This window comes from Chitinophaga sp. SVR4-12A (assembly GCF_056754765.1).
In genome coordinates, this window is sequence record NZ_JBPGWP010000001.1 from 2,944,139 (window position 1) to 2,963,365 (window position 19,227).

At 47.7% G+C, this 19,227-nt stretch carries 15 protein-coding genes; 8 read left to right on the top strand and 7 right to left on the bottom strand.

Annotated features, from left to right (window positions below):
- The first annotated feature begins 7 nt into the window (after nucleotides 1–7).
- Nucleotides 8–1,249 (top strand): aminotransferase class I/II-fold pyridoxal phosphate-dependent enzyme, encoded by a 1,242-nt coding sequence (locus tag ACR9Y8_RS11900; RefSeq protein WP_481213479.1) that lies wholly within the window; start codon nucleotides 8–10, stop codon nucleotides 1,247–1,249.
- Nucleotides 1,250–1,947: 698 nt separating this feature from the next.
- Here the strand turns inward: ACR9Y8_RS11900 and purL are convergent.
- The gene (purL, locus tag ACR9Y8_RS11905) at nucleotides 1,948–4,203 is read right to left on the bottom strand and encodes a phosphoribosylformylglycinamidine synthase subunit PurL (RefSeq protein ID WP_481213480.1); all 2,256 of its coding nucleotides are present in this window, start codon (nucleotides 4,201–4,203) and stop codon (nucleotides 1,948–1,950) included.
- A 441-nt stretch (nucleotides 4,204–4,644) separates the two neighbouring features.
- Between purL and ACR9Y8_RS11910 the strand changes: the two genes are divergently transcribed.
- The 3 genes from ACR9Y8_RS11910 to ACR9Y8_RS11920 all read left to right on the top strand — a co-directional run bounded on the left by ACR9Y8_RS11910 (nucleotide 4,645) and on the right by ACR9Y8_RS11920 (nucleotide 9,262).
- Complete coding sequence (locus ACR9Y8_RS11910) at nucleotides 4,645–6,840, top strand: glutamine synthetase III family protein (protein WP_481213481.1); 2,196 nt, start codon at nucleotides 4,645–4,647, stop codon at nucleotides 6,838–6,840.
- Nucleotides 6,841–6,971: 131 nt separating this feature from the next.
- Nucleotides 6,972–7,391 (top strand): hypothetical protein, encoded by a 420-nt coding sequence (locus ACR9Y8_RS11915; RefSeq protein WP_481213482.1) that lies wholly within the window; start codon nucleotides 6,972–6,974, stop codon nucleotides 7,389–7,391.
- A 128-nt stretch (nucleotides 7,392–7,519) separates the two neighbouring features.
- Nucleotides 7,520–9,262 carry a family 43 glycosylhydrolase gene (locus ACR9Y8_RS11920; protein WP_481213483.1) on the top strand — a complete coding sequence of 581 codons (1,743 nt, stop codon included), beginning with the start codon at nucleotides 7,520–7,522 and terminating at the stop codon, nucleotides 9,260–9,262.
- 49 nt (nucleotides 9,263–9,311) lie between these two features.
- Here the strand turns inward: ACR9Y8_RS11920 and accC are convergent, their stop codons facing one another.
- Genes accC through efp form a run of 3 tightly spaced genes read right to left on the bottom strand, consistent with a single transcriptional unit; the run spans nucleotide 9,312 to nucleotide 11,753 of the window.
- The gene (gene accC, locus ACR9Y8_RS11925) at nucleotides 9,312–10,649 is read right to left on the bottom strand and encodes an acetyl-CoA carboxylase biotin carboxylase subunit (RefSeq protein WP_481213484.1); all 1,338 of its coding nucleotides are present in this window, start codon (nucleotides 10,647–10,649) and stop codon (nucleotides 9,312–9,314) included.
- An 8-nt stretch (nucleotides 10,650–10,657) separates the two neighbouring features.
- Nucleotides 10,658–11,134, bottom strand: a complete 477-nt coding sequence (accB, locus tag ACR9Y8_RS11930; protein ID WP_481213485.1) for an acetyl-CoA carboxylase biotin carboxyl carrier protein — start codon at nucleotides 11,132–11,134, stop codon at nucleotides 10,658–10,660.
- 52 nt (nucleotides 11,135–11,186) lie between these two features.
- On the bottom strand, nucleotides 11,187–11,753 hold the full coding sequence (gene efp, locus ACR9Y8_RS11935; RefSeq protein ID WP_481213486.1) for an elongation factor P: 567 nt from the start codon (nucleotides 11,751–11,753) through the stop codon (nucleotides 11,187–11,189).
- 277 nt (nucleotides 11,754–12,030) lie between these two features.
- Here efp and ACR9Y8_RS11940 point away from each other — a divergent pair, with 277 nt between their 5' ends.
- From ACR9Y8_RS11940 to ACR9Y8_RS11950, 3 genes are all read left to right on the top strand, one after another.
- Nucleotides 12,031–12,528, top strand: a complete 498-nt coding sequence (locus ACR9Y8_RS11940) for a peroxiredoxin family protein (protein WP_481213487.1) — start codon at nucleotides 12,031–12,033, stop codon at nucleotides 12,526–12,528.
- A 64-nt stretch (nucleotides 12,529–12,592) separates the two neighbouring features.
- Complete coding sequence (gene mdh / locus ACR9Y8_RS11945) at nucleotides 12,593–13,531, top strand: malate dehydrogenase (protein ID WP_481213488.1); 939 nt, start codon at nucleotides 12,593–12,595, stop codon at nucleotides 13,529–13,531.
- 177 nt (nucleotides 13,532–13,708) lie between these two features.
- A complete protein-coding gene (locus ACR9Y8_RS11950; protein ID WP_481213489.1) occupies nucleotides 13,709–14,170 on the top strand; it encodes a MarR family winged helix-turn-helix transcriptional regulator in 462 nt (153 codons plus the stop codon).
- A 5-nt stretch (nucleotides 14,171–14,175) separates the two neighbouring features.
- Here the strand turns inward: ACR9Y8_RS11950 and ACR9Y8_RS11955 are convergent, their stop codons facing one another.
- The 3 genes from ACR9Y8_RS11955 to ACR9Y8_RS11965 form a co-directional block, all read right to left on the bottom strand.
- Nucleotides 14,176–15,411 carry an MFS transporter gene (locus ACR9Y8_RS11955; protein WP_481213490.1) on the bottom strand — a complete coding sequence of 412 codons (1,236 nt, stop codon included), beginning with the start codon at nucleotides 15,409–15,411 and terminating at the stop codon, nucleotides 14,176–14,178.
- A gap of 26 nt (nucleotides 15,412–15,437) precedes the next feature.
- A complete protein-coding gene (locus ACR9Y8_RS11960; protein WP_481213491.1) occupies nucleotides 15,438–16,124 on the bottom strand; it encodes a DedA family protein in 687 nt (228 codons plus the stop codon).
- Between the two features lie 72 nt (nucleotides 16,125–16,196).
- Entirely contained in the window at nucleotides 16,197–17,456 is a 1,260-nt protein-coding gene (locus ACR9Y8_RS11965) for a dicarboxylate/amino acid:cation symporter (RefSeq protein WP_481213492.1), read from the bottom strand.
- 195 nt (nucleotides 17,457–17,651) lie between these two features.
- On the opposite strand from ACR9Y8_RS11965, the gene ACR9Y8_RS11970 reads away from it, so the two are divergent.
- Complete coding sequence (locus ACR9Y8_RS11970) at nucleotides 17,652–19,169, top strand: amino acid permease (protein ID WP_481213493.1); 1,518 nt, start codon at nucleotides 17,652–17,654, stop codon at nucleotides 19,167–19,169.
- Nucleotides 19,170–19,227: the final 58 nt, after the last annotated feature.

Consider the following 19,227-nt stretch of genomic DNA (forward strand, 5'->3'; position numbering starts at 1 on the left):
TTAACATATGGATATTTTTGAGAAACTGCTGAAACACCAGGGCCCTATCGGGGAACATTCAGAGAGAGCCCACGGCTACTTTGCCTTTCCAAAACTGGAGGGCGAAATAGGCCCCCGTATGAAATTCAGGGGCAAGGAAAAGATCGTTTGGAGTCTGAATAACTACCTGGGCCTGGCCAACCATCCGGACGTTCGCGCTACGGATGCAAAGGCGGCAGCAGATTTTGGTTTAGCCTCACCTATGGGTGCCCGCATGATGAGCGGAAATACCAATTACCATGAGCAGCTGGAAAAAACGCTGTCTGAATACATGGGTAAAGAAGATACCACCCTGCTGAACTACGGTTACCAGGGCATTATGAGCGCCATAGATGCCGTTTGTAACCGCAGGGACGTGATTGTATACGATGCAGAGTGCCACGCCAGTATCATAGACGGCCTGCGTCTCCACCAGGGACACCGTTACGTTTTCAAGCACAATGATATAGCCGATTGCGAAAAACAGCTGAACCGCGCAGTGGAAATGACCAAAACCACCGGTGGCGGTATCCTGGTAGTAACAGAAGGCGTGTTCGGTATGGCCGGCGACCAGGGTAAGCTGAAAGAGATCGCTGCCCTGAAAGATAAATATGAATTCCGCCTGATGGTAGACGATGCCCACGGCTTCGGTACCATGGGCAAGACGGGTGCTGGCACCGGGGAAGAGCAGGGCGTACAGGATAAGATCGACCTGCTGTTCAATACTTTCGCCAAATCCGGGGCTTCTATCGGCGCTTTCATGAGCGGCGATAAAGCCATCATCAACTACCTGCGCTATAACATGCGCTCACAGATCTTCGCTAAATCCATCCCCCTGCCTATCGTGATCGGCCACCTGAAAAGGGTAGAGCTGATGCGCAGCCAGCCGGCCCTCAAAGCTAAACTGTGGGATAATGTGAACAAGCTGCAGCAGGGCCTGAAAGAAAGGGGCTTCAACATCGGGCACACCAATTCGCCCGTAACGCCTATCTACCTGCAGGGCGATATCCCCGAGGCTACTGCCATGTGCCTGGATCTCCGTGAGAATTATAACATCTTCTGCTCTATCGTGGTGTACCCGGTGATCCCGAAAGGACAGATCATCTATCGCCTGATACCCACTGCTGCCCATAACGATGAAGACATCGCCCTTACCCTGAAGGCTTTCAGCGAAACAAAGCAAAAGCTGGACAGGAAAGAATATAAAGTGGCAGAGATTCCCGTGGTGTAGTAGTATACCATAGTATAAAAGATAAAAGGCGATGAACATTCATCGCCTTTTATCTTTTACATTAGCTTGCATTGGATACTCCAGCGGAAAAACAAGGGGCCGGTGGTTAAGCGGCCCCTGAACATAACGTTCTTTCACTAGGTGTAAAGTATCACTTAGCTTTCATTAGGACATGGTAGAAGCAATGGCGTCTTCATAGAATAGGAACAACCATTTGATTCTAACGAAGTTTATAATAAGTTTATAATAAGAATTTGAATTAGCTCTTGCGAAATATTGTTGCGGTATTACTCTCTCTATGTATCCAAAATTATGTCACTATATTGTAGAAAACATCACACAAAGGTGCCATTTTGTTAATAACTCGTTAAGTAACTCCCTGGTACATAAGAAAATGTGCATAACTCCGTTGCCACAAATTTTTACCGGGCACGTATACACTTAATCGCCTGTTTTATGCCACTGCTATAAGTTCCACCGGAATAACGGTAACACTTACGCTTAACAGGAATACTTAGGTATTCCCAACAGGAATAGCGGGCGCTACAGAAGGCGGCCTGTACAGCATCTGGACATGCCAACGGATGTGTTATTAACTCCGAAGTGAATTATTCTGATCAGGTAAAAAAAGCAAAAGGAGCAGGTGATTTACACACTTGCTCCTTTTTTATTTTTAGTTTTTTCTTTTTTACTTATCCCTATGCCAGGTGGCTTTCTATAGCAGTATCGTATGACTGCTTCCAGTCCTGTATCACGCCCCAGTCTTCGCCATCGATCACGATACGCTCGCCTTTTACTACGCCTATCTTCTCATGACGTACAGAATGATCACTGGGATGTACCAGGCTATGTAATACCGCCTCAAATTTCTCCTGGTCTTCCGGTCTTACCGTTACTACTACACGGCTCTGGCTTTCGCCGAACAGGTAGGCATCCTTACGGAAATTATGGTTGGTATGCACATCGAAACCAAGGCCGCTTACCATCGCGCTTTCCAGCAGGGTGATAAAGAGACCGCCTTCGCTTACATCGTGTGCAGACTGGATCAGTCCTGCTTTATTCAGGCGGGTGATAGCAGCCTGCAGCTGGTGCTCTTCTTCCAGGTTGAAATGCGGCGCAGGGCTGTGCTCTATGCCGATGAGCTTATGCAGGTATTCAGAGCTGTTAATATCGTTACGGCTGCGGCCTACAATGTATACCAGGTGGCCGGCTGCTTTAAAGTCCAGTGTGATACGCTGCTCCAGGTTATCCAGTATACCCAGCATACCAATGGTAGGGGTAGGATATACCGGCCCGTCGGGCGACTGGTTATAGAAGCTTACGTTACCGCCGGTAACCGGGGTATCGAACTTGCGGCAGGCTTCGCCCATACCTTTGATAGCATGTACGAACTGGTAGTAAACTTCCGGATCGTAGGGATTACCGAAGTTGAGACAGTTGGTGATGGCCACCGGTTCGCCGCCGCTGCATACGATGTTACGTGCAGCTTCTGCAACGGCTATCTGCCCGCCGATGTGCGGGTTGGCAAACACATAGCGGCTGTTACAATCGGTGGTAACGGCCAGTGCTTTCTTCGTGCCTTTTACCAATACGATCGCCGCATCGCTGGGCGCATTAGTGGTGGCGTTGGCGGTACCTACCATGCTGTCATATTGCGTATAGATCCAGCGTTTAGAGGCGATATTAGGCAGTTTTGCCAGCCTTTCCGCTACAAAGCGGGGATGGATGGTATCCGGTATGTTCTGGATATCAAAAGCCTTGATCTTCTCAAAGTAAGCGGGCTCTGTGTAGGCCCGGTGGTATTGAGGTGCGCCTCCGCCCAGTACCAGGCTCTCTGCAGGTACGTCGGCTTCCAGCACGCCGTTCATATAGAATTTAAGACGGGGATCTTTGGTCACGTCACCGATCTGTACGCAGTGCAGGTCCCATTTTTCGAATACCTTCAGCACTTCTGCTTCGCGGCCTTTATGCACTACGATCAGCATTCTTTCCTGGCTTTCGCTGAGCAGCATCTCCCAGGCTTTCATGTTCTCCTGGCGGGTAGGCACTTTATCCAGGTAGATGTTCATGCCGTGCTCGCCTTTGGCGCTCATCTCTGCAGTAGAACAGGTGATACCGGCGGCGCCCATATCCTGCATACCTACCAGTGCGCCTGTTTTGATCACTTCCAGGCAGGCTTCCAGCAATTTCTTTTCCTGGAAAGGATCGCCCACCTGTACGGCCGGCAGATCTTCCGCGCTTTCTTCGGTAATATCGGCACTGGCAAAGGAAGCGCCGCCTATACCGTCTTTACCGGTGGCAGAGCCTACAATGAATACCGGGTTGCCTTCTCCATAGGAGATAGCGGAAACGGTCTGACCTACCTTTACGATACCAACGCTCATGGCGTTCACCAGCGGGTTGGTGCCGTAGCAGTCCTCAAAATAGGTTTCCCCGCCAACGGTGGGTACGCCAAAGCAGTTGCCATAGTGGCCTATACCATGCACGATGCCTTTCAACAGGTGCTGTGTTTTTTTATCGTTCAGGTTACCGAAACGCAGGGAATCCAGCGCGGCGATAGGGCGTGCGCCCATGGTAAAGATATCGCGGTGAATGCCGCCTACCCCGGTAGCAGCGCCCTGGAAGGGCTCAATAGCGCTGGGGTGGTTATGAGATTCGATTTTGAATACACAGGCGTAGCCATCGCCGATATCTACGAGGCCTGCATTCTCCTCTCCCGCCTTTACCAGCAGGCGGGCGCCATCACGGGGCAGGGATTTCAGCCATACGATCGAGTTCTTGTAGCTGCAATGTTCGCTCCACATTACGGAGTACATGCTGAGCTCCGTGAAGTTAGGGATACGGCCCAGGATGGTTTTTATACGTTCAAATTCGTCTGCGGTAAGTCCAAGCTGTTCTGCCGTTTCTACGGTAGTATGCATTAATTTATCTGTGGTTTCTACAGTGCTTTGCATGTATGTAAAGTATATGTATACAAAAGAGTAAGAAAGAAGTGCAAACCTACCTAATTTTCCGTCAAATGACAAGTGGGAGTGAGCGAATGGTCCATGGCCGATAGCCCATAGACCTTGGTTTATAGCCTGCTACATAAAGATCTATAATAAAAATTAGGTGTATTCCGGGAATCCCACTACGTACGTGGTCAGGCCCCGCTGCAGGTACCCTGCAGCCCTATTTTACAGAAAGTAACATCTCCTTCTATATTATTATTTTTTTAATATATCAGTTTCAAAACGCCCTCATCCGTTTTTTTTGGTCAAAAATCAAAAAATCGTTAATTTTTGATGCTAAAATGTAATTTTTTAGCAAAAACCAATAAACTTCTTGTTTATCTTACGTAATGAACGTTTTTTTGTGTTAAAATTACTTTACTTAGTATAAAAATCAATTACAGCATGCAATCTTTACGTTTCACGGCGCTGGAAGGTCTAGCCGGCGTTGATCTAAAAATCAAGCCCGAGCAGCTTAACGGCAAAATCACTGAGGTGTTCGGCAGCAATGTTTTCACGGGCAAAGTTCTACGCGAAAATCTGAGTGACGAAGCTTATAAAAGCTTAATGAATTCCATCAAAACCGGATCTAAGATCGAACGTAAGATGGCAGAGCAGATCGCTGCAGGTATGAAACAATGGGCGATGAAAAAAGGTGTAACCCACTTTACGCACTGGTTCCAACCCCTGACCGGCACTACGGCTGAAAAACACGATTCTTTCTTTACTATTAAGAGCGATGGTTCTGCTATCGAGACTTTTGACGGTGATGCACTGGTACAGCAGGAGCCTGATGCTTCCAGCTTCCCCAGCGGCGGTCTGCGCGCTACTTTCGAAGCACGCGGTTATACTGCCTGGGATCCCTCTTCTCCCGCATTTATTATGGAGCAGGGTTTTGGTAAAACACTCTGTATCCCTACTATATTCGTAGCCTACACCGGCGAATCACTGGATTATAAAGCGCCGCTGCTGAAAGCGACCTCTATATTGGATAAAGCCGCTGTAGACGTATGTAACTACTTCGACAAGAACGTAGCTAAAGTAACGGTTACCCTGGGCTGGGAGCAGGAATACTTCATCGTGGATGAAAGCCTGGCTAACGCCCGTCCTGACCTGGTAATGTGCGGCCGTACCGTAGTTGGTCACGCACCTTCCAAAGGCCAGCAGCTGGAAGACCACTACTTTGGTTCCATACCTGAACGCGCCTACGCTTTCATGCGCGATTTCGAAGAAGAATCTTACAAACTGGGCATTCCTTTAAGGACTCGTCACAACGAGGTGGCTCCTTCCCAGTTCGAGTGCGCTCCCATCTTTGAAGAAGTGAACATCGCAGTTGACCACAACTCCCTGCTGATGGACGTAATGACCAAAGTGGCCAAGCGTCATAAACTGAGAGTGCTGCTGCATGAGAAACCTTTTGCAGGCATCAACGGTTCCGGTAAGCACAACAACTGGAGCATGGCTACCGATACTGGTGTGAACCTGCTGGCTCCCGGCAAAACGCCGAAGACCAACCTCATGTTCCTCACTTTCTTTGTGAACACTATCAAGGCGGTGCATGATTATGCTGATCTGCTGAGAGCTTCTATCGCCTCTGCCAGCAACGATTTCCGCCTGGGCGCCAACGAAGCTCCCCCGGCTATCATCTCCGTTTTCGTAGGTAAATACCTGTTTGAGGTATTACAGGAAGTGAAAACCCGCGTAAGCAACAAATTCGACGAGCAGGACGAAGCGATCCTGAAACTGGATCTGCACCGTCATATTCCTGAGCTGCTGCTGGACAACACCGACCGTAACCGTACTTCTCCCTTCGCCTTCACCGGCAACAAGTTCGAGTTCCGCGCTGTAGGTTCTTCTGCTAACTGTGCTTCTGCCATGACCACACTGAACACCATCATGGCTCAGACACTGGTTACGTTCAAGAAAGACGTTGATTCCCTGATCGAAAAGGGCGAGAAAAAAGAGATTGCCATAATGCAAACTCTTCGGAAATATATTGTAGATTCGGAAAAAGTTTTATTCGAAGGCGACGGCTATAGCGAAGAATGGGAAAAAGAAGCAGCGAAAAGAGGTCTGCCCAACGTTAAAACTACCCCGCATGCACTGGATGCCCTGGTTACGCCCAAAGCTGCCAAGCTGTTTGCTGAAACCGGTGTATACAACGAAAAAGAACTGCATGCACGTCACGAGATCCTGCTGGAAGATTATGTAAAAAGAGTACAGATCGAAGCACGTGTGATCGGTGACCTGGCTACTAACACTATTCTGCCGTCTGCGATCAGCTATCAGAACACCCTGATCGAAAACATCCGTGGTCTGAAAGAGATCGGTTTAGGCGAAGAGTCAGTTAAAGCGCAAAAACAAATAGCTGGTAAAATAGCTGAACATATTAATGTCATCAGTGAGAATGTACAGGCTATGATTGAAGCACGTAAAGTGATAAACAAGCTGACTGACAGCCGTCAGAAAGCTATAGAATATTGTGAAAAAATTAAGCCGTACTTTGAAGTGATCCGTTACCACTCCGACAAACTGGAGTTCCTGGTGGATGACAAAAAATGGGGTCTCCCCAAGTACAGAGAGCTGCTTTTCTTGCGATAAAACCGTAAGATTGTTTTGGTGTATGATTAGCCCGCGGTTTTCACCGTGGGCTTTTTCATTTTTATAAAGTATAGCTGTCCCCGTTAAACCTTTACCTCCCCGCCCCGTCTATAGTTACCGCTGTTCTACCAATGCGACTGATAACCATCATATTCACCCTGCTGGTCCTGGGCACCGGCACCGCTCTCCGCGCACAGGAGATGCCCGGCCCGGATACTTACTTTTCCGCTAATCAAAATAAGCGCGGGAAAATAATCAAAGAGGAACTCGCGTTAACTGATAAACAAAGCCAGCGATGGCAAACCCTGAATACAGCCTTTGAAGCGCAGATCAAGGAAATTCTACAGAATAACGCGCTGAATCCTGCCCAAAAACAGGAACTATATACCAAAGCGCAACAGGATCATGAGCAGCATATTAAAGCGTTACTCACTGAGGATCAATATCAGAAATACCTTCAATGGAACGCCAAACGCCTGGAACGGCTGAGAGCACTGAAGAGAATGGAAGACCGTCAGTTACCTGGCAGAACAGCGCCGGGTAAGAACTGATTCAAGATATGTCATGGCTATTTCAAATAAGAACAATTAGGTTAAAGTAAAGCAAGTTCCCGCTCATCTTCCGGTGAGCGGGATTTTTTTTATTTTTATCCCCTCACACTGGTACAAAACAACACGTCATGCGAAAAAGATTCGTGCTGCTGCTCCTGCTTTGCTGTTACTGCTACGCCGCTGGCGCCCAGCAAAGAACTTACTGCAATCCGATTAATGTGGACTACGGCTTCTGCCCTATTCCCAACTTTACTACCCAGGGAAAGCACCGGGCCACCGCAGATCCGGTGATCACGCTGTTCAAAGGCGACTATTACCTCTTTTCCACTAATCAGTGGGGTTATTGGTGGAGTAGTGATATGCTGCAGTGGAAATTCGTGCCACGCAAGTTCCTTAAACCCTGGCACCATGTATATGACGAGCTCTGTGCCCCTGCAACGGTAGTGCTGGGAGATACCCTGCTGGTCATAGGCTCTACCTACACTACCAACTTTCCGCTCTGGATGAGCAAGCAACCGCATACCGACACCTGGAAAGAAGCAGTGGACTCCTTTCAGGCAGGCGCCTGGGACCCCGCCTTCTTTGCAGACGACGACGGACGGCTCTACCTCTATCATGGCTCCAGCAATACCTATCCCATTTACGGCCGTGAAGTAGACCGTAAAACATTACAACCCATCGGCGAAAGAAAAGACCTGATCCGCCTGCATGATGATATACATGGCTGGGAACGTTTCGGCGAAGCGAACGACAATACCTTCCTGAAACCCTTTATGGAAGGGGCCTGGGTAAATAAGCACCATGGCAAATATTACCTCCAGTATGGCGCGCCCGGCACGGAGTTCAGCGGCTATGGAGACGGCGTATACGTAAGTGATCAGCCCCTGGGGCCTTTTACTTACCAGGCCCATAACCCTTTCTCTTACAAGCCCGGCGGCTTTGCCAAAGGAGCTGGCCATGGGGCTACCTACCAGGATAAATACGGTAACTGGTGGCATGTATCCACCGTGGCCATCTGCATGAAGAACAACTTTGAACGCCGTATAGGCATCTGGCCCGCCGGCTTTGATAAGGACGATATTCTTTTCTGTAATACTGCCTACGGCGATTATCCGCACTATATGCCCGACGCCGCTACAGACGCATCTAAAAGCCTGTTCACCGGTTGGATGGTGCTCAATTATAACAAACCGGTTCAGGTATCCTCTACCTATGGCGGCTATACGTCCAATAAGGCCGTAGATGAGGATATCAAGACCTACTGGTGTGCCGCAACCGCCAATAAGGGCGAATGGCTACAGTCAGACCTCGGCGCTGTAAGCACCGTGCATGCCATCCAGGTCAATTATGCAGACCAGGACGCCACCATTATGGGTAAACAGCCCGGGCTATACCACCAGTATAAGCTTTACAGCTCTACTGACGGAAAAACCTGGCAGGTACTGACAGATAAAAGCCGCAACCAGACAGATGTGCCGCATGATTATATCGCCCTGTCCCAACCTGTACAGGCCCGTTATATCAAACTGGAGAACATCCACATGCCTACAGGGAAATTTGCCATCAGTGGCTTACGGGTATTTGGTTATGGTAAAGGACAAACGCCTGACACGGTACAGGAGTTTATAGCCCTGCGCGGAGACAGTGAGCGCCGTAACGCCTGGCTGAAATGGAAGACGGTTGATAATGCCACAGGCTACACTATTTACAGCGGAATAGCGCCTGATAAGCTGTACACCAGTGTAATGGTATACGGCGCCAATGAGTATTACTTCAGGGCAATGGACAAGGACAAGCCTTACTATTTCTGCATAGAAGCATTTAATGAGAACGGTATCAGCAAACGTACCAGCGTCATTAAAGTGGAATAAATAAAAAACTCCGGGCAGCAATACCGCCCGGAGCTAAATTTCTATTTGCTTACACCAGCTTAAAGCTTTCTGTAAACTTGGTAGTGAAGTTTCCTTTACGGAAATCCTCATTACGCATCAGCTGCTGATGGAAAGGAATGGTCGTTTTAACGCCTTCGATCACGAACTCGCTTAAAGCACGTTCCATGGTGTTGATGGCTTCTTCCCTTGTCTGCGCGATGGTGATGATTTTGGCCACCATACTATCGTAGTACGGCGGGATCACATAACCTGCATAGATATGGGAATCTACACGCACACCGTGACCACCGGGAATATGCAATACCGTTATTTTACCAGGAGAAGGACGGAAGTCGTTATAAGGATCTTCCGCATTGATACGGCACTCGATGGCGTGCATCTGCGGCGTATAATTCTTTCCTGAGATAGGGATACCGGCTGCTATCTTGATCTGTTCCTTGATAAGGTCAAAGTTGATCACCTCTTCCGTTACACCGTGCTCTACCTGGATACGGGTATTCATCTCCATGAAGTAGAAATTGCGGTGTTTATCCACCAGGAACTCGATGGTGCCCACGCTTTCGTAGTTGATAGCGGAAGCAGCTTTAATGGCGGCCTCCCCCATTTTCTCACGCAGCTCAGGCGTCATGAAGGGAGAAGGAGATTCTTCCACCAGCTTCTGGTGACGGCGTTGAATGGAGCAGTCTCTTTCGCTCAGGTGACATACTTTACCGTATTGGTCGCCTGCTACCTGGATTTCGATGTGACGGGGCTCTTCCACGAATTTCTCCATGTAGATGCCATCGTTACTGAAAGCAGCGCGGGCCTCTGTTTTAGCCATGTTATAGGCATTCTCCAGTTCACTTTCCTCCCACACTACGCGCATACCTTTACCACCGCCACCGGCAGTAGCTTTAAGGATCACAGGCAGGCCCATTTCCTTGGCCAACTTCCTGGCCTGGTCCAGGCTTTCCAGCAAACCTTCGGAGCCCGGTATAACCGGTACACCGGCGGCGATCATAGTTTCTTTGGCCGTCATTTTATCGCCCATTTTCCGGATCATTTCCGGGGTGGGACCAATAAATTTAATGCCGTGCTCACCGCATATTTCAGCGAAGCGGGCATTCTCTGCCAGGAAGCCATAACCGGGATGTATAGCGTCTGCATTGGTGATCTCTGCAGCGGCCATCAGGTGAGGAATATTCAGATAGGATTCAGAGCTTTGCGGTTTGCCGATGCAAACTGCCTCATCGGCAAATTTTACATGCAGGCTGTCTTTATCCGCAGTAGAATAAACAGCCACCGTTTTGATGCCCATCTCTTTACAGGTACGTATGATACGCAGGGCTATCTCTCCACGATTGGCGATCAGTATTTTTTTAAACATTGTTTCTTTTATGGTTCTACTAAAAACAAAGGCTGATCATATTCAACCGGGGAGGCGTCATCAACCAGCACTTTCACGATCTTACCGCTAACTTCGCTTTCGATCTCGTTGAACAGTTTCATAGCTTCGATGATGCATACCACCTTGCCGGGAGCTACATCATCTCCTACACCCACAAATGCAGGCTTGTCAGGGCCTGGGCTGCGGTAGAAGGTACCGATCATAGGAGATTTGATAGTAACAAGGTTTTCTGCTTTGGCTGCGGCGGGGGCGGCTGCAGGTGTAGCAGGCGCTGCTGCTGCAACAGGTACTGCTGCCGGCGCAACTGCCTGTACAGGAGTGGCTGCGGGCACCGCGATCACTTGTTGTACCTCGTTATCCTTTTGCTTTATAGTAATCTTAAACTTGTCTTCCTCTATGCTCAGTTCACTGATATTGGACTTGTTGACCATCTTTACCAGCTCCTGAATCTGTTTAAAATCCATGTAGACAGTTTTTGGTTTTTGAAATGTTCGTTAGTGTTTAGTATGGATTATGCTATTCTTTTACTCTTTCGATGTACTCACCGGTCTTTGTGTTCACTCTGATAGACTCCCCTTCATTTACGAACAAAGGCACCATTACTGTAGCGCCGGTTTCAATGGTGGCAGGTTTCAAGGTACGGGTTGCAGTATCGCCTTTCATGCCAGGCTCGGAATAGGTGATCTTTACTACGATCTTGTCAGGCAGTTCCACGCTCATGGGCTGTTCTGTTTCTGTATTGATCGATACGAACACCTCCTCTCCTTCTTTCAGGAACTGCGGAGCATCCACCATATTCTCAGGCAATGCAATCTGCTCAAAGGTCTCCTTATCCATGAAGTTAAAACCACTGTCGTCCTGGTACAGGTACTGAAACGCTTTCTTTTCAACTCGAACAGGGAAGATAGTATCGCCGGAGTTCCAGGTATGTTCTATAGAACGTGCATTGTCCACACCTTTCAATTTAGCCCAAACTTTGGCGGCAGCACGGGCAGTTTTGTTCTGACCAAACTCTACAACAGAATACAAGCTGCCTTCCAGCTTTATGATCAATCCTGTTCTGATATCTGCAGTGGTAGCCATAAAATAGGATACTTGATTTTAAGTTTTAAAAATGAGATTAGGACTGCAAAAGTAAATCATTTGCTGAAATCATTGCGAAATCCTTAATAGTACTGCTTCCTATGAATTAATTAAAATCTAATATATCCCGGACGCACTACCCATTATTTTTTTTAGGAATGCAAACATAATGTAAGGACAGGTAATCTAGTAATTTTTTTGGAAAAAAATCAATTTGCCGGTGTCATTCAAGCCGTTCTGTACTAAATTTAGTCCTTATTGACCAAACAGACGAATCATGCGATACCTGATGTTGTTATGCTTATGTGCCTTCCCTTTTCTTTTACAGGCTCAAAAGACCAACACGCCAACCGAAGCTCCTTACCTGCAGTACAAGGTAATACCTGCATTTCCACTGATCCTGCCCGACGGGCATACCATCACGAAAAATGATCTCAGGAAAAACACTACCACCCTCGTCTTTATTTTCAGCGTGGAATGCGATCACTGCAAACACCTCACAGAGGAAATGCTGAAAAACATAGACAAGTTCAAAAAAACGCAGATCCTGATGGTCACCCCTTTCAAACCCGATCAGATGAAAGAGTATTATGACCATTACAAGATCAAAAACTACCCGAATATTATAATGGCCAGCGAACCAACCCGGCAGATCATGTACTTCTATAACATGCATTATTTCCCCGGTCTCTATGTATATAATAAGAAGCAAGCGCTGGTGAAGGGATTTGAAGGCACCACAAAACTGGAGCAGTTACTGTCATATATTAATTAATCGGAACTCCTTTTTACTTATTTTTACTTTAATCAATATTCTTCACCCTAAATATTTGGATAAAATGAAAGTTACTGTTGTAGGAGCTGGCAATGTAGGTGCAACCTGTGCTAATGTGTTGGCCCACAGAGATTTTTTACAAGAGGTCGTATTACTGGATATCAAGGAGGGAACTGCAGAAGGAAAGGCGCTGGACACCTGGCAACAAGCTCCAATTGATTATTACAGCACCAAAGTGACTGGCGTTACAAATGATTACACCAAAACAGCCAACAGCGACGTGGTGGTGATCACGTCTGGCTTACCCCGCAAACCCGGTATGAGCCGTGATGACTTAATCTCGACTAATGCCAATATTGTAAAATCTGTTACCGAAAATATTTCCAAACATTCTCCCAATGCCATCATCATTGTAGTGAGCAACCCGCTCGACGTAATGACCTACTGCGCATTCCTGACCGCCAGGAAAGACAGCAGCAAGGTATTCGGTATGGCCGGTATCCTGGATACTGCCCGCTACCGCGCATTCCTGGCAGATGAAATAGGCTGTTCTCCCAAAGACATCCAGGCGATACTGATGGGTGGCCACGGCGATACCATGGTGCCCCTGCCCCGTTATACAACAGTAAGCGGTATCCCGGTTACAGAACTGGTAGCCGCCGATAAGCTGGAGGCTATTATCCAGCGGACCAAAGTAGGTGGCGGCGAGATCGTAAACCTGCTCGGCACCTCTGCCTGGTATGCTCCCGGCGCTGCAGCTGCACAGATGGTAGAAGCCATCCTGAAAGATGAAAAACGCATTTTCCCATGCTGCGCATGGCTTACCGGCGAATACGGCCTGAAAGATATCTACCTGGGCGTGCCCGTGGTATTAGGCAAGAACGGTATTGAAAAGATCATTGAACTGCAACTGAACGCAGAAGAAACAGAATTACTGAAAACTTCTGCCCAGCACGTAAAAGAAGTAATGGATGTGCTGGACAACATGAAAGTGACCGCGTAAATAACTGATTGACATTATTAAAACGGGGACTGTATCATTATCAGTCCCCGTATTTTTTTATAGCGTATCGTGTATCAGAAACACATAACATTTTATCAATCAAACACTTGAGTGCGGCGTTAATATTGTCAATTTTATTATCTTCACTTCATTAAAACCAGGTCACACACTGTTACTATGTCGAACATCGAAAAATTACTTGCGCAAAAGGCGTTTTCCAGCGAATACACTAAAGGATTGGTAAGCCTCATATTTGTAGGGAACTGGATCGTTGGCAGGCATCAGCAATTCTTCAAAAAGTTTGACATTACCATGCAGCAGTTTAACATACTGCGCATTTTACGAGGACAGCATCCCAAGGCAGCTAATATCAATATGCTGAAAGAAAGGATGCTGGATAGGATGAGCGATGTTTCGCGCCTGGTAGAACGCCTGCGTAAAGCCGAGTTGGTAGAACGCAAAAGCTGTGAGGCAGACAGAAGAGCGGTAGACGTAAAGATCACCGCTAAAGGCCTTCAGTTGCTGAAAGTGATCGATGAAGAGATCGAGCAGCTGGAAGACTGCCTGAAAGATACCCTTTCTCCTAAAGACGTAGCACAGTTGAACAAGCTGCTTGACAAAGTGCTGGCGCACTACTGAGCAGATCAGATCTCCTCCAGGTAGTTCAGTTCCTTTCCGAATGTTTCTTCTACCGTGTAAGCAGTGATCAATGCAACGCCAATGCAGATAACAGCTACTATCGCACCGCTGTGCACATAACTGAACCATGCCTGTAATGCAGTGAACAATGCAGAGATCAGGGGAAGCATGCCCCTGGCAAAATTAGGAACAGTGGTAGCCACCGTTGCACGCAGGTTGGTGCCAAAGCTTTCCGCAGCGATGGTTACAAAGATCGTCCAGAAGCCGACACTGAAACCCAGTCCGAAGCATACGGCATAGAATGTCCATTTGGTAGCGCCATGCATCTGGAAGTACATGAATACAAAAGCAGCTGTAAATAACAGGAACAACAGCATTACTTTGCGGCGGCTTTTCCATAACTGGCTGATAAGGCCTGTAGAAAAATCACCCAGCGTAAGGCCGGTATAGGTAAACGCAATAGCGTCGCCGGGGCTGATAGCATCCCGCACACCCATTTCTATTGCAAATTTGTTGGAGAAAGCGATCAGTATCCCTACTACAAACCAGGTAGGGGTACCAAGTAACAAACATTTGAGGTATTTGAGAAAACGCTGCCGTTCTGTGAACAACGACAGGAAATTGCCACGGCTGGTCTTCGTTTCTTTAATGGCGTTGAACATATGGGATTCCATCACACTGATACGAAGGATCAATAATGCCAGGCCCAATCCTCCTCCTATAAAATAACAGATCCGCCAGTCCTGCACTATTTTAGCAATGAAGTTCGCGGCCACTGCGCCGGAAACCCCAACAGTAGCCACGATCATGGTACCGTAACCACGTTTTTCCTTGGGCAGTATTTCTGATACCAGGGTGATGCCCGCGCCCAGTTCTCCGGCTAGTCCCAGCCCCGCAACAAAGCGCCATATGAGGTAACCGGTGGTGCCGTGCACAAAGCCATTGGCAATATTGGCAACAGAATATAATAATATGGAACCGAATAATACGCTGAGCCGTCCTTTCTTATCGCCCACGATGCCCCAGAGCACCCCGCCTATCAGCATGCCTATCATCTGTATATTGATGAGCAGCAAACCTACACCGGTATCAATCTCGTTCTGCGGAACGCCCAGCTCTTTAAGGCTGGGCACGCGTACAATTGTAAAGAGCAACAGGTCGTAAATGTCTACAAAATAGCCTAGTGACGCCACTATAACGGCTATGTTAAAGATAGAAGCGGAGCGGTTTTCAGCGTGCATAAAGCGGATAAATAGTTGTATAGTTCTTACGATAACGTGTCGGTAGGCGCCTTGCTGTCCTCATGGTGTAAATGAGGCTGATGCTTGGTCTTTCCGAAGAAGATCTTTATCAGTACCGGTAAGGTGGTGATAAGGATGATGATCAGCACGATCAGCTCAAGGTGCTCTTTCAGACCAGGGAAGGCTTTGTCCAGGTAGTGCCCGGCCAGCATCATGGAAAATACCCAGGCAAAAGAGCCTACTATATTATATAGCATGAATTTCTTGCTTTCCATTTGTACGATGCCTGCCACAATGGGAGCAAAAGTACGTACGATAGGCAGGAAACGCGCCAGGAAGATAGCGCCGCCTCCATGTTTGTCATAAAATTCCTTTGCCTGGTAGAGGTACTTCTTTTTGAAGAGGAAAGTATCCTTCCGGCTAAACAGCAGGGGGCCGGATTTGCGGCCAAACCAAAAGCCCACCAGGTTGCCCAGCACGCCCGCTACGGCGATGATGAACATGATCACAAAAAAGGGCATATCGAAAAAGCTCTTGCTGAGCAGGTCTCCATAGATGCCTGCCACAAACAGGAGGGAATCTCCGGGGAGGAAAAATCCCACGAACAACCCTGTCTCCGCAAAAACGATCAACAATAGCAGATAGATCCCTCCATGTTCGATGATCCACTGGGGGTTAATAAGATGCTTAAAAAACTCTGTGATCTGATCCATGCTACATTTTATGAATAAAAATTCAAAATTTCTTGAATTGCCAAAATAGCAATTAAAGTTGTTATAATCCTGTTATATCTCTTGCAAGGTATCCCGGCCGGGCTCAAAAGCTCCTTCCCATTTGGATACCACTGCAGTGGCCATAGCGTTGCCGATCACGTTGGTAGCGGAGCGGCCCATATCCAGCAGGTGGTCTACCCCCAGTAACAACAGCAGTCCTGCTTCAGGAATGTTGAACATGGAAAGCGTACCTGCAATTACCACCAGTGAAGCCCGGGGCACACCGGCAATACCTTTGCTGGTGATCATTAATACCAGGAGCATTGAGATCTGCTGTTCAATTCCCAGGTGCATATTGTATGCCTGGGCAATGAACAGGCTGGCAAAGGTCATATACATCATAGAACCATCCAGGTTAAAAGAATAACCAAGTGGTAATACGAAACTTACGATTTTATTATCACAACCATATTTTTCCAGTTCCTCCATCATCCGCGGGTAGGCCGCCTCGCTGGACGCGGTGCTGAAAGCCAGGAGCAAGGGAGCTTTCAGGCGGCCCAGTAAAGGGAATACCAAACGCCCCAGCACAATGAATCCCGCCAGGCACAGTACCAGCCATAAAACAACCAAACCTAAATAAAACTGGCCGATAAATTTACCATAGGTCAACAAAATTCCCATTCCTTTCTGCGATATGATAGCAGCCATAGCCCCAAACACCGCGAAAGGTGCAAAATTCATCACATAGCCCGTCACTTTCAGCATGATATAAGCCACAGCATCCAGCGCTTTGATCACCGGCGCTGCCTTTTCTCCTACGGCAGCTGTTGCCACTCCAAAGAATAACGCAAATACCACTATCTGTAATATCTCATTATGCGCCATGGCCAGGATCACGCTGTCCGGAAACACATGACGGAAAAATCCCCGGAGGCTCATATCCGCCCCAGACACACCGCTGCTGGCGTGGGTATCGGGCAGGGGCAGGTTCAGCGCATGACCGGGTTGCAGCAGGTTCACCAGGATTAACCCGAGGAAGAGGGAAACAAAGGTGGCAGTAATAAACCAGAGCATTGTTTTACCGCCTATCCGGCCCACAGCTTTTATATCTCCGAGTTTGGCCACACCGGTTACCAGCGTGGAAAATACCAGGGGAGCAATGATCATTTTTACCAGGCGAAGGAAAATGTCGGTAGGGATAGATATGTTGTCTGCAAATTTCTTGACAGCTGTTTCATTACCCGAGTATAGGACAAAAACAAGGAACCCTGTTAATATGCCCAGCACCATTCCCAGGAATATAAACAGGGTAAGCCGGTTAGATTTCTTCATGCAATTACTGGTTTAGCTTATATATAGCCTTCTTTAATACTTAAAATTCCTCAAAAATAAGGTACAGGATTAATATTCAGCCCATACATGTTAAAATAAAACGGGCTTATTTGGTTTTAGATAGTTATATTTGGCGGTCTTAAAACAACAATCACAACAAATCAAACCACTTAATCAACCAACAATACTTCTATCATGAGTAGACTCTTTGTAAGAAAGCCACTGGGTCAATTATTATCTGAAGCTACGGAATCGGAAAAGGGATTAAAAAGAACGCTGAGCGCTGGATCACTGGTAGCATTGGGTATTGGCGCCATTATCGGGGCTGGCCTTTTTGTACGTACTGCTGCTGCAGCAGGTGCTCATGCCGGGCCTGCAGTAACCCTTTCATTTATCATTGCAGCTATAGGCTGTGCGCTGGCTGGTTTATGCTATGCGGAGTTTGCTTCCATGATCCCTATTGCCGGTAGTGCCTATACGTATTCATATGCCACCCTTGGCGAATTGGTTGCCTGGATCATCGGCTGGGACCTGGTGCTGGAATATGCGCTGGGCGCTGCCACTGTTTCCATAGGCTGGTCCCAATACCTGAATAACTTATTGAACACCCTTTTTCACGTCACGATCCCATTCGAATGGTCGCACTCTCCTTTCCAGGCATCTGATACAGGCGTTCATGGTATTATCAACCTGCCCGCTATTTTCATACTGCTGCTGCTCACCCTTTTGCTAATCAAGGGTACGCAGGAATCTGCTTTGGTAAATACGATCATCGTAATTGTAAAAGTAGCTATCGTACTGTTATTCATTGCTTTAGGCTGGCAATTCATGAATCCTGCCAACCATACTCCGTATATGATCCCCGCCGATGCAGGCGTTGTTCATCTGAATGACGGCACGAACGTGGATTATTCGCTAACGCGAAATCACGGATGGATCGGGGTATTGGCAGGCGCTGGTGTGGTATTCTTTGCTTTCATCGGGTTTGATGCCGTATCTACCGCCGCCCAGGAAACCAAGAACCCTAAAAAGGCAATGCCTATCGGTATATTGGTATCCCTGGCTATCTGTACAGTGCTGTACATCCTGTTTTCTCACGTGCTGACAGGTGTGGCGCCATACAAAGACTTCCTGAAAGCTGGCAGCGAAGCATCTGTAGCTTATGCTATCAATACTTATATGCCTGGTTATGGATGGTTGTCCTTATTCATTACCATCGCTATCCTGGCAGGTTTCTCTTCCGTGATCCTGGTGATGCTGCTGGGACAAACCCGTGTATTCTACTCCATGTCTAATGACGGACTGGTACCGCCGGTGTTTTCCAAACTGCATCCCAAACACCGTACACCGTATAAATCACAATGGATGTTCTTTGTTTTTACGGCTTTATTTGCCGGTTTTGTGCCGGATCACATCGTAGGTGATATGACCAGTATCGGAACCCTGTTCGCCTTTGTACTGGTATGTATTGGTGTGCTGGTAATGCGTAAAACCAATCCGGAGGTGCCCCGGCCGTTCAAAACGCCCCTGGTGCCCATCGTGCCTATTGCAGGCGCCATCGTATGTCTGGCCATGATTGCAGGCCTGGGCCTTGGTAACTGGACCCGGCTGATCATCTGGTTAGCTATTGGTTTTGTGATCTACTTTGGGTATAGCGTTAAACATAGTAAAGCCCGCAAGCTTCAGGCAAAAGGCGAACTGCAGGAACAATAAAAAGATTATACTTTATAAGGATATTTCGGACCGTCCCGGCTAAACCGGGACGGTTCCA

Bases quoted from the DNA above. Each gene is read 5' to 3' on its own strand.
- accB (WP_481213485.1), bottom strand. From the start codon at position 11,134: ATGGATTTTAAACAGATTCAGGAGCTGGTAAAGATGGTCAACAAGTCC.
- efp (WP_481213486.1), bottom strand. From the start codon at position 11,753: ATGGCTACCACTGCAGATATCAGAACAGGATTGATCATAAAGCTGGAA.
- ACR9Y8_RS11940 (WP_481213487.1), top strand. From the start codon at position 12,031: ATGCGATACCTGATGTTGTTATGCTTATGTGCCTTCCCTTTTCTTTTA.
- ACR9Y8_RS11915 (WP_481213482.1), top strand. From the start codon at position 6,972: ATGCGACTGATAACCATCATATTCACCCTGCTGGTCCTGGGCACCGGC.
- purL (WP_481213480.1), bottom strand. From the start codon at position 4,203: ATGCAAAGCACTGTAGAAACCACAGATAAATTAATGCATACTACCGTA.
- accC (WP_481213484.1), bottom strand. From the start codon at position 10,649: ATGTTTAAAAAAATACTGATCGCCAATCGTGGAGAGATAGCCCTGCGT.
- ACR9Y8_RS11965 (WP_481213492.1), bottom strand. From the start codon at position 17,456: ATGAAGAAATCTAACCGGCTTACCCTGTTTATATTCCTGGGAATGGTG.
- ACR9Y8_RS11955 (WP_481213490.1), bottom strand. From the start codon at position 15,411: ATGCACGCTGAAAACCGCTCCGCTTCTATCTTTAACATAGCCGTTATA.
- ACR9Y8_RS11900 (WP_481213479.1), top strand. From the start codon at position 8: ATGGATATTTTTGAGAAACTGCTGAAACACCAGGGCCCTATCGGGGAA.
- ACR9Y8_RS11960 (WP_481213491.1), bottom strand. From the start codon at position 16,124: ATGGATCAGATCACAGAGTTTTTTAAGCATCTTATTAACCCCCAGTGG.
- ACR9Y8_RS11970 (WP_481213493.1), top strand. From the start codon at position 17,652: ATGAGTAGACTCTTTGTAAGAAAGCCACTGGGTCAATTATTATCTGAA.
- ACR9Y8_RS11910 (WP_481213481.1), top strand. From the start codon at position 4,645: ATGCAATCTTTACGTTTCACGGCGCTGGAAGGTCTAGCCGGCGTTGAT.
- mdh (WP_481213488.1), top strand. From the start codon at position 12,593: ATGAAAGTTACTGTTGTAGGAGCTGGCAATGTAGGTGCAACCTGTGCT.
- ACR9Y8_RS11950 (WP_481213489.1), top strand. From the start codon at position 13,709: ATGTCGAACATCGAAAAATTACTTGCGCAAAAGGCGTTTTCCAGCGAA.
- ACR9Y8_RS11920 (WP_481213483.1), top strand. From the start codon at position 7,520: ATGCGAAAAAGATTCGTGCTGCTGCTCCTGCTTTGCTGTTACTGCTAC.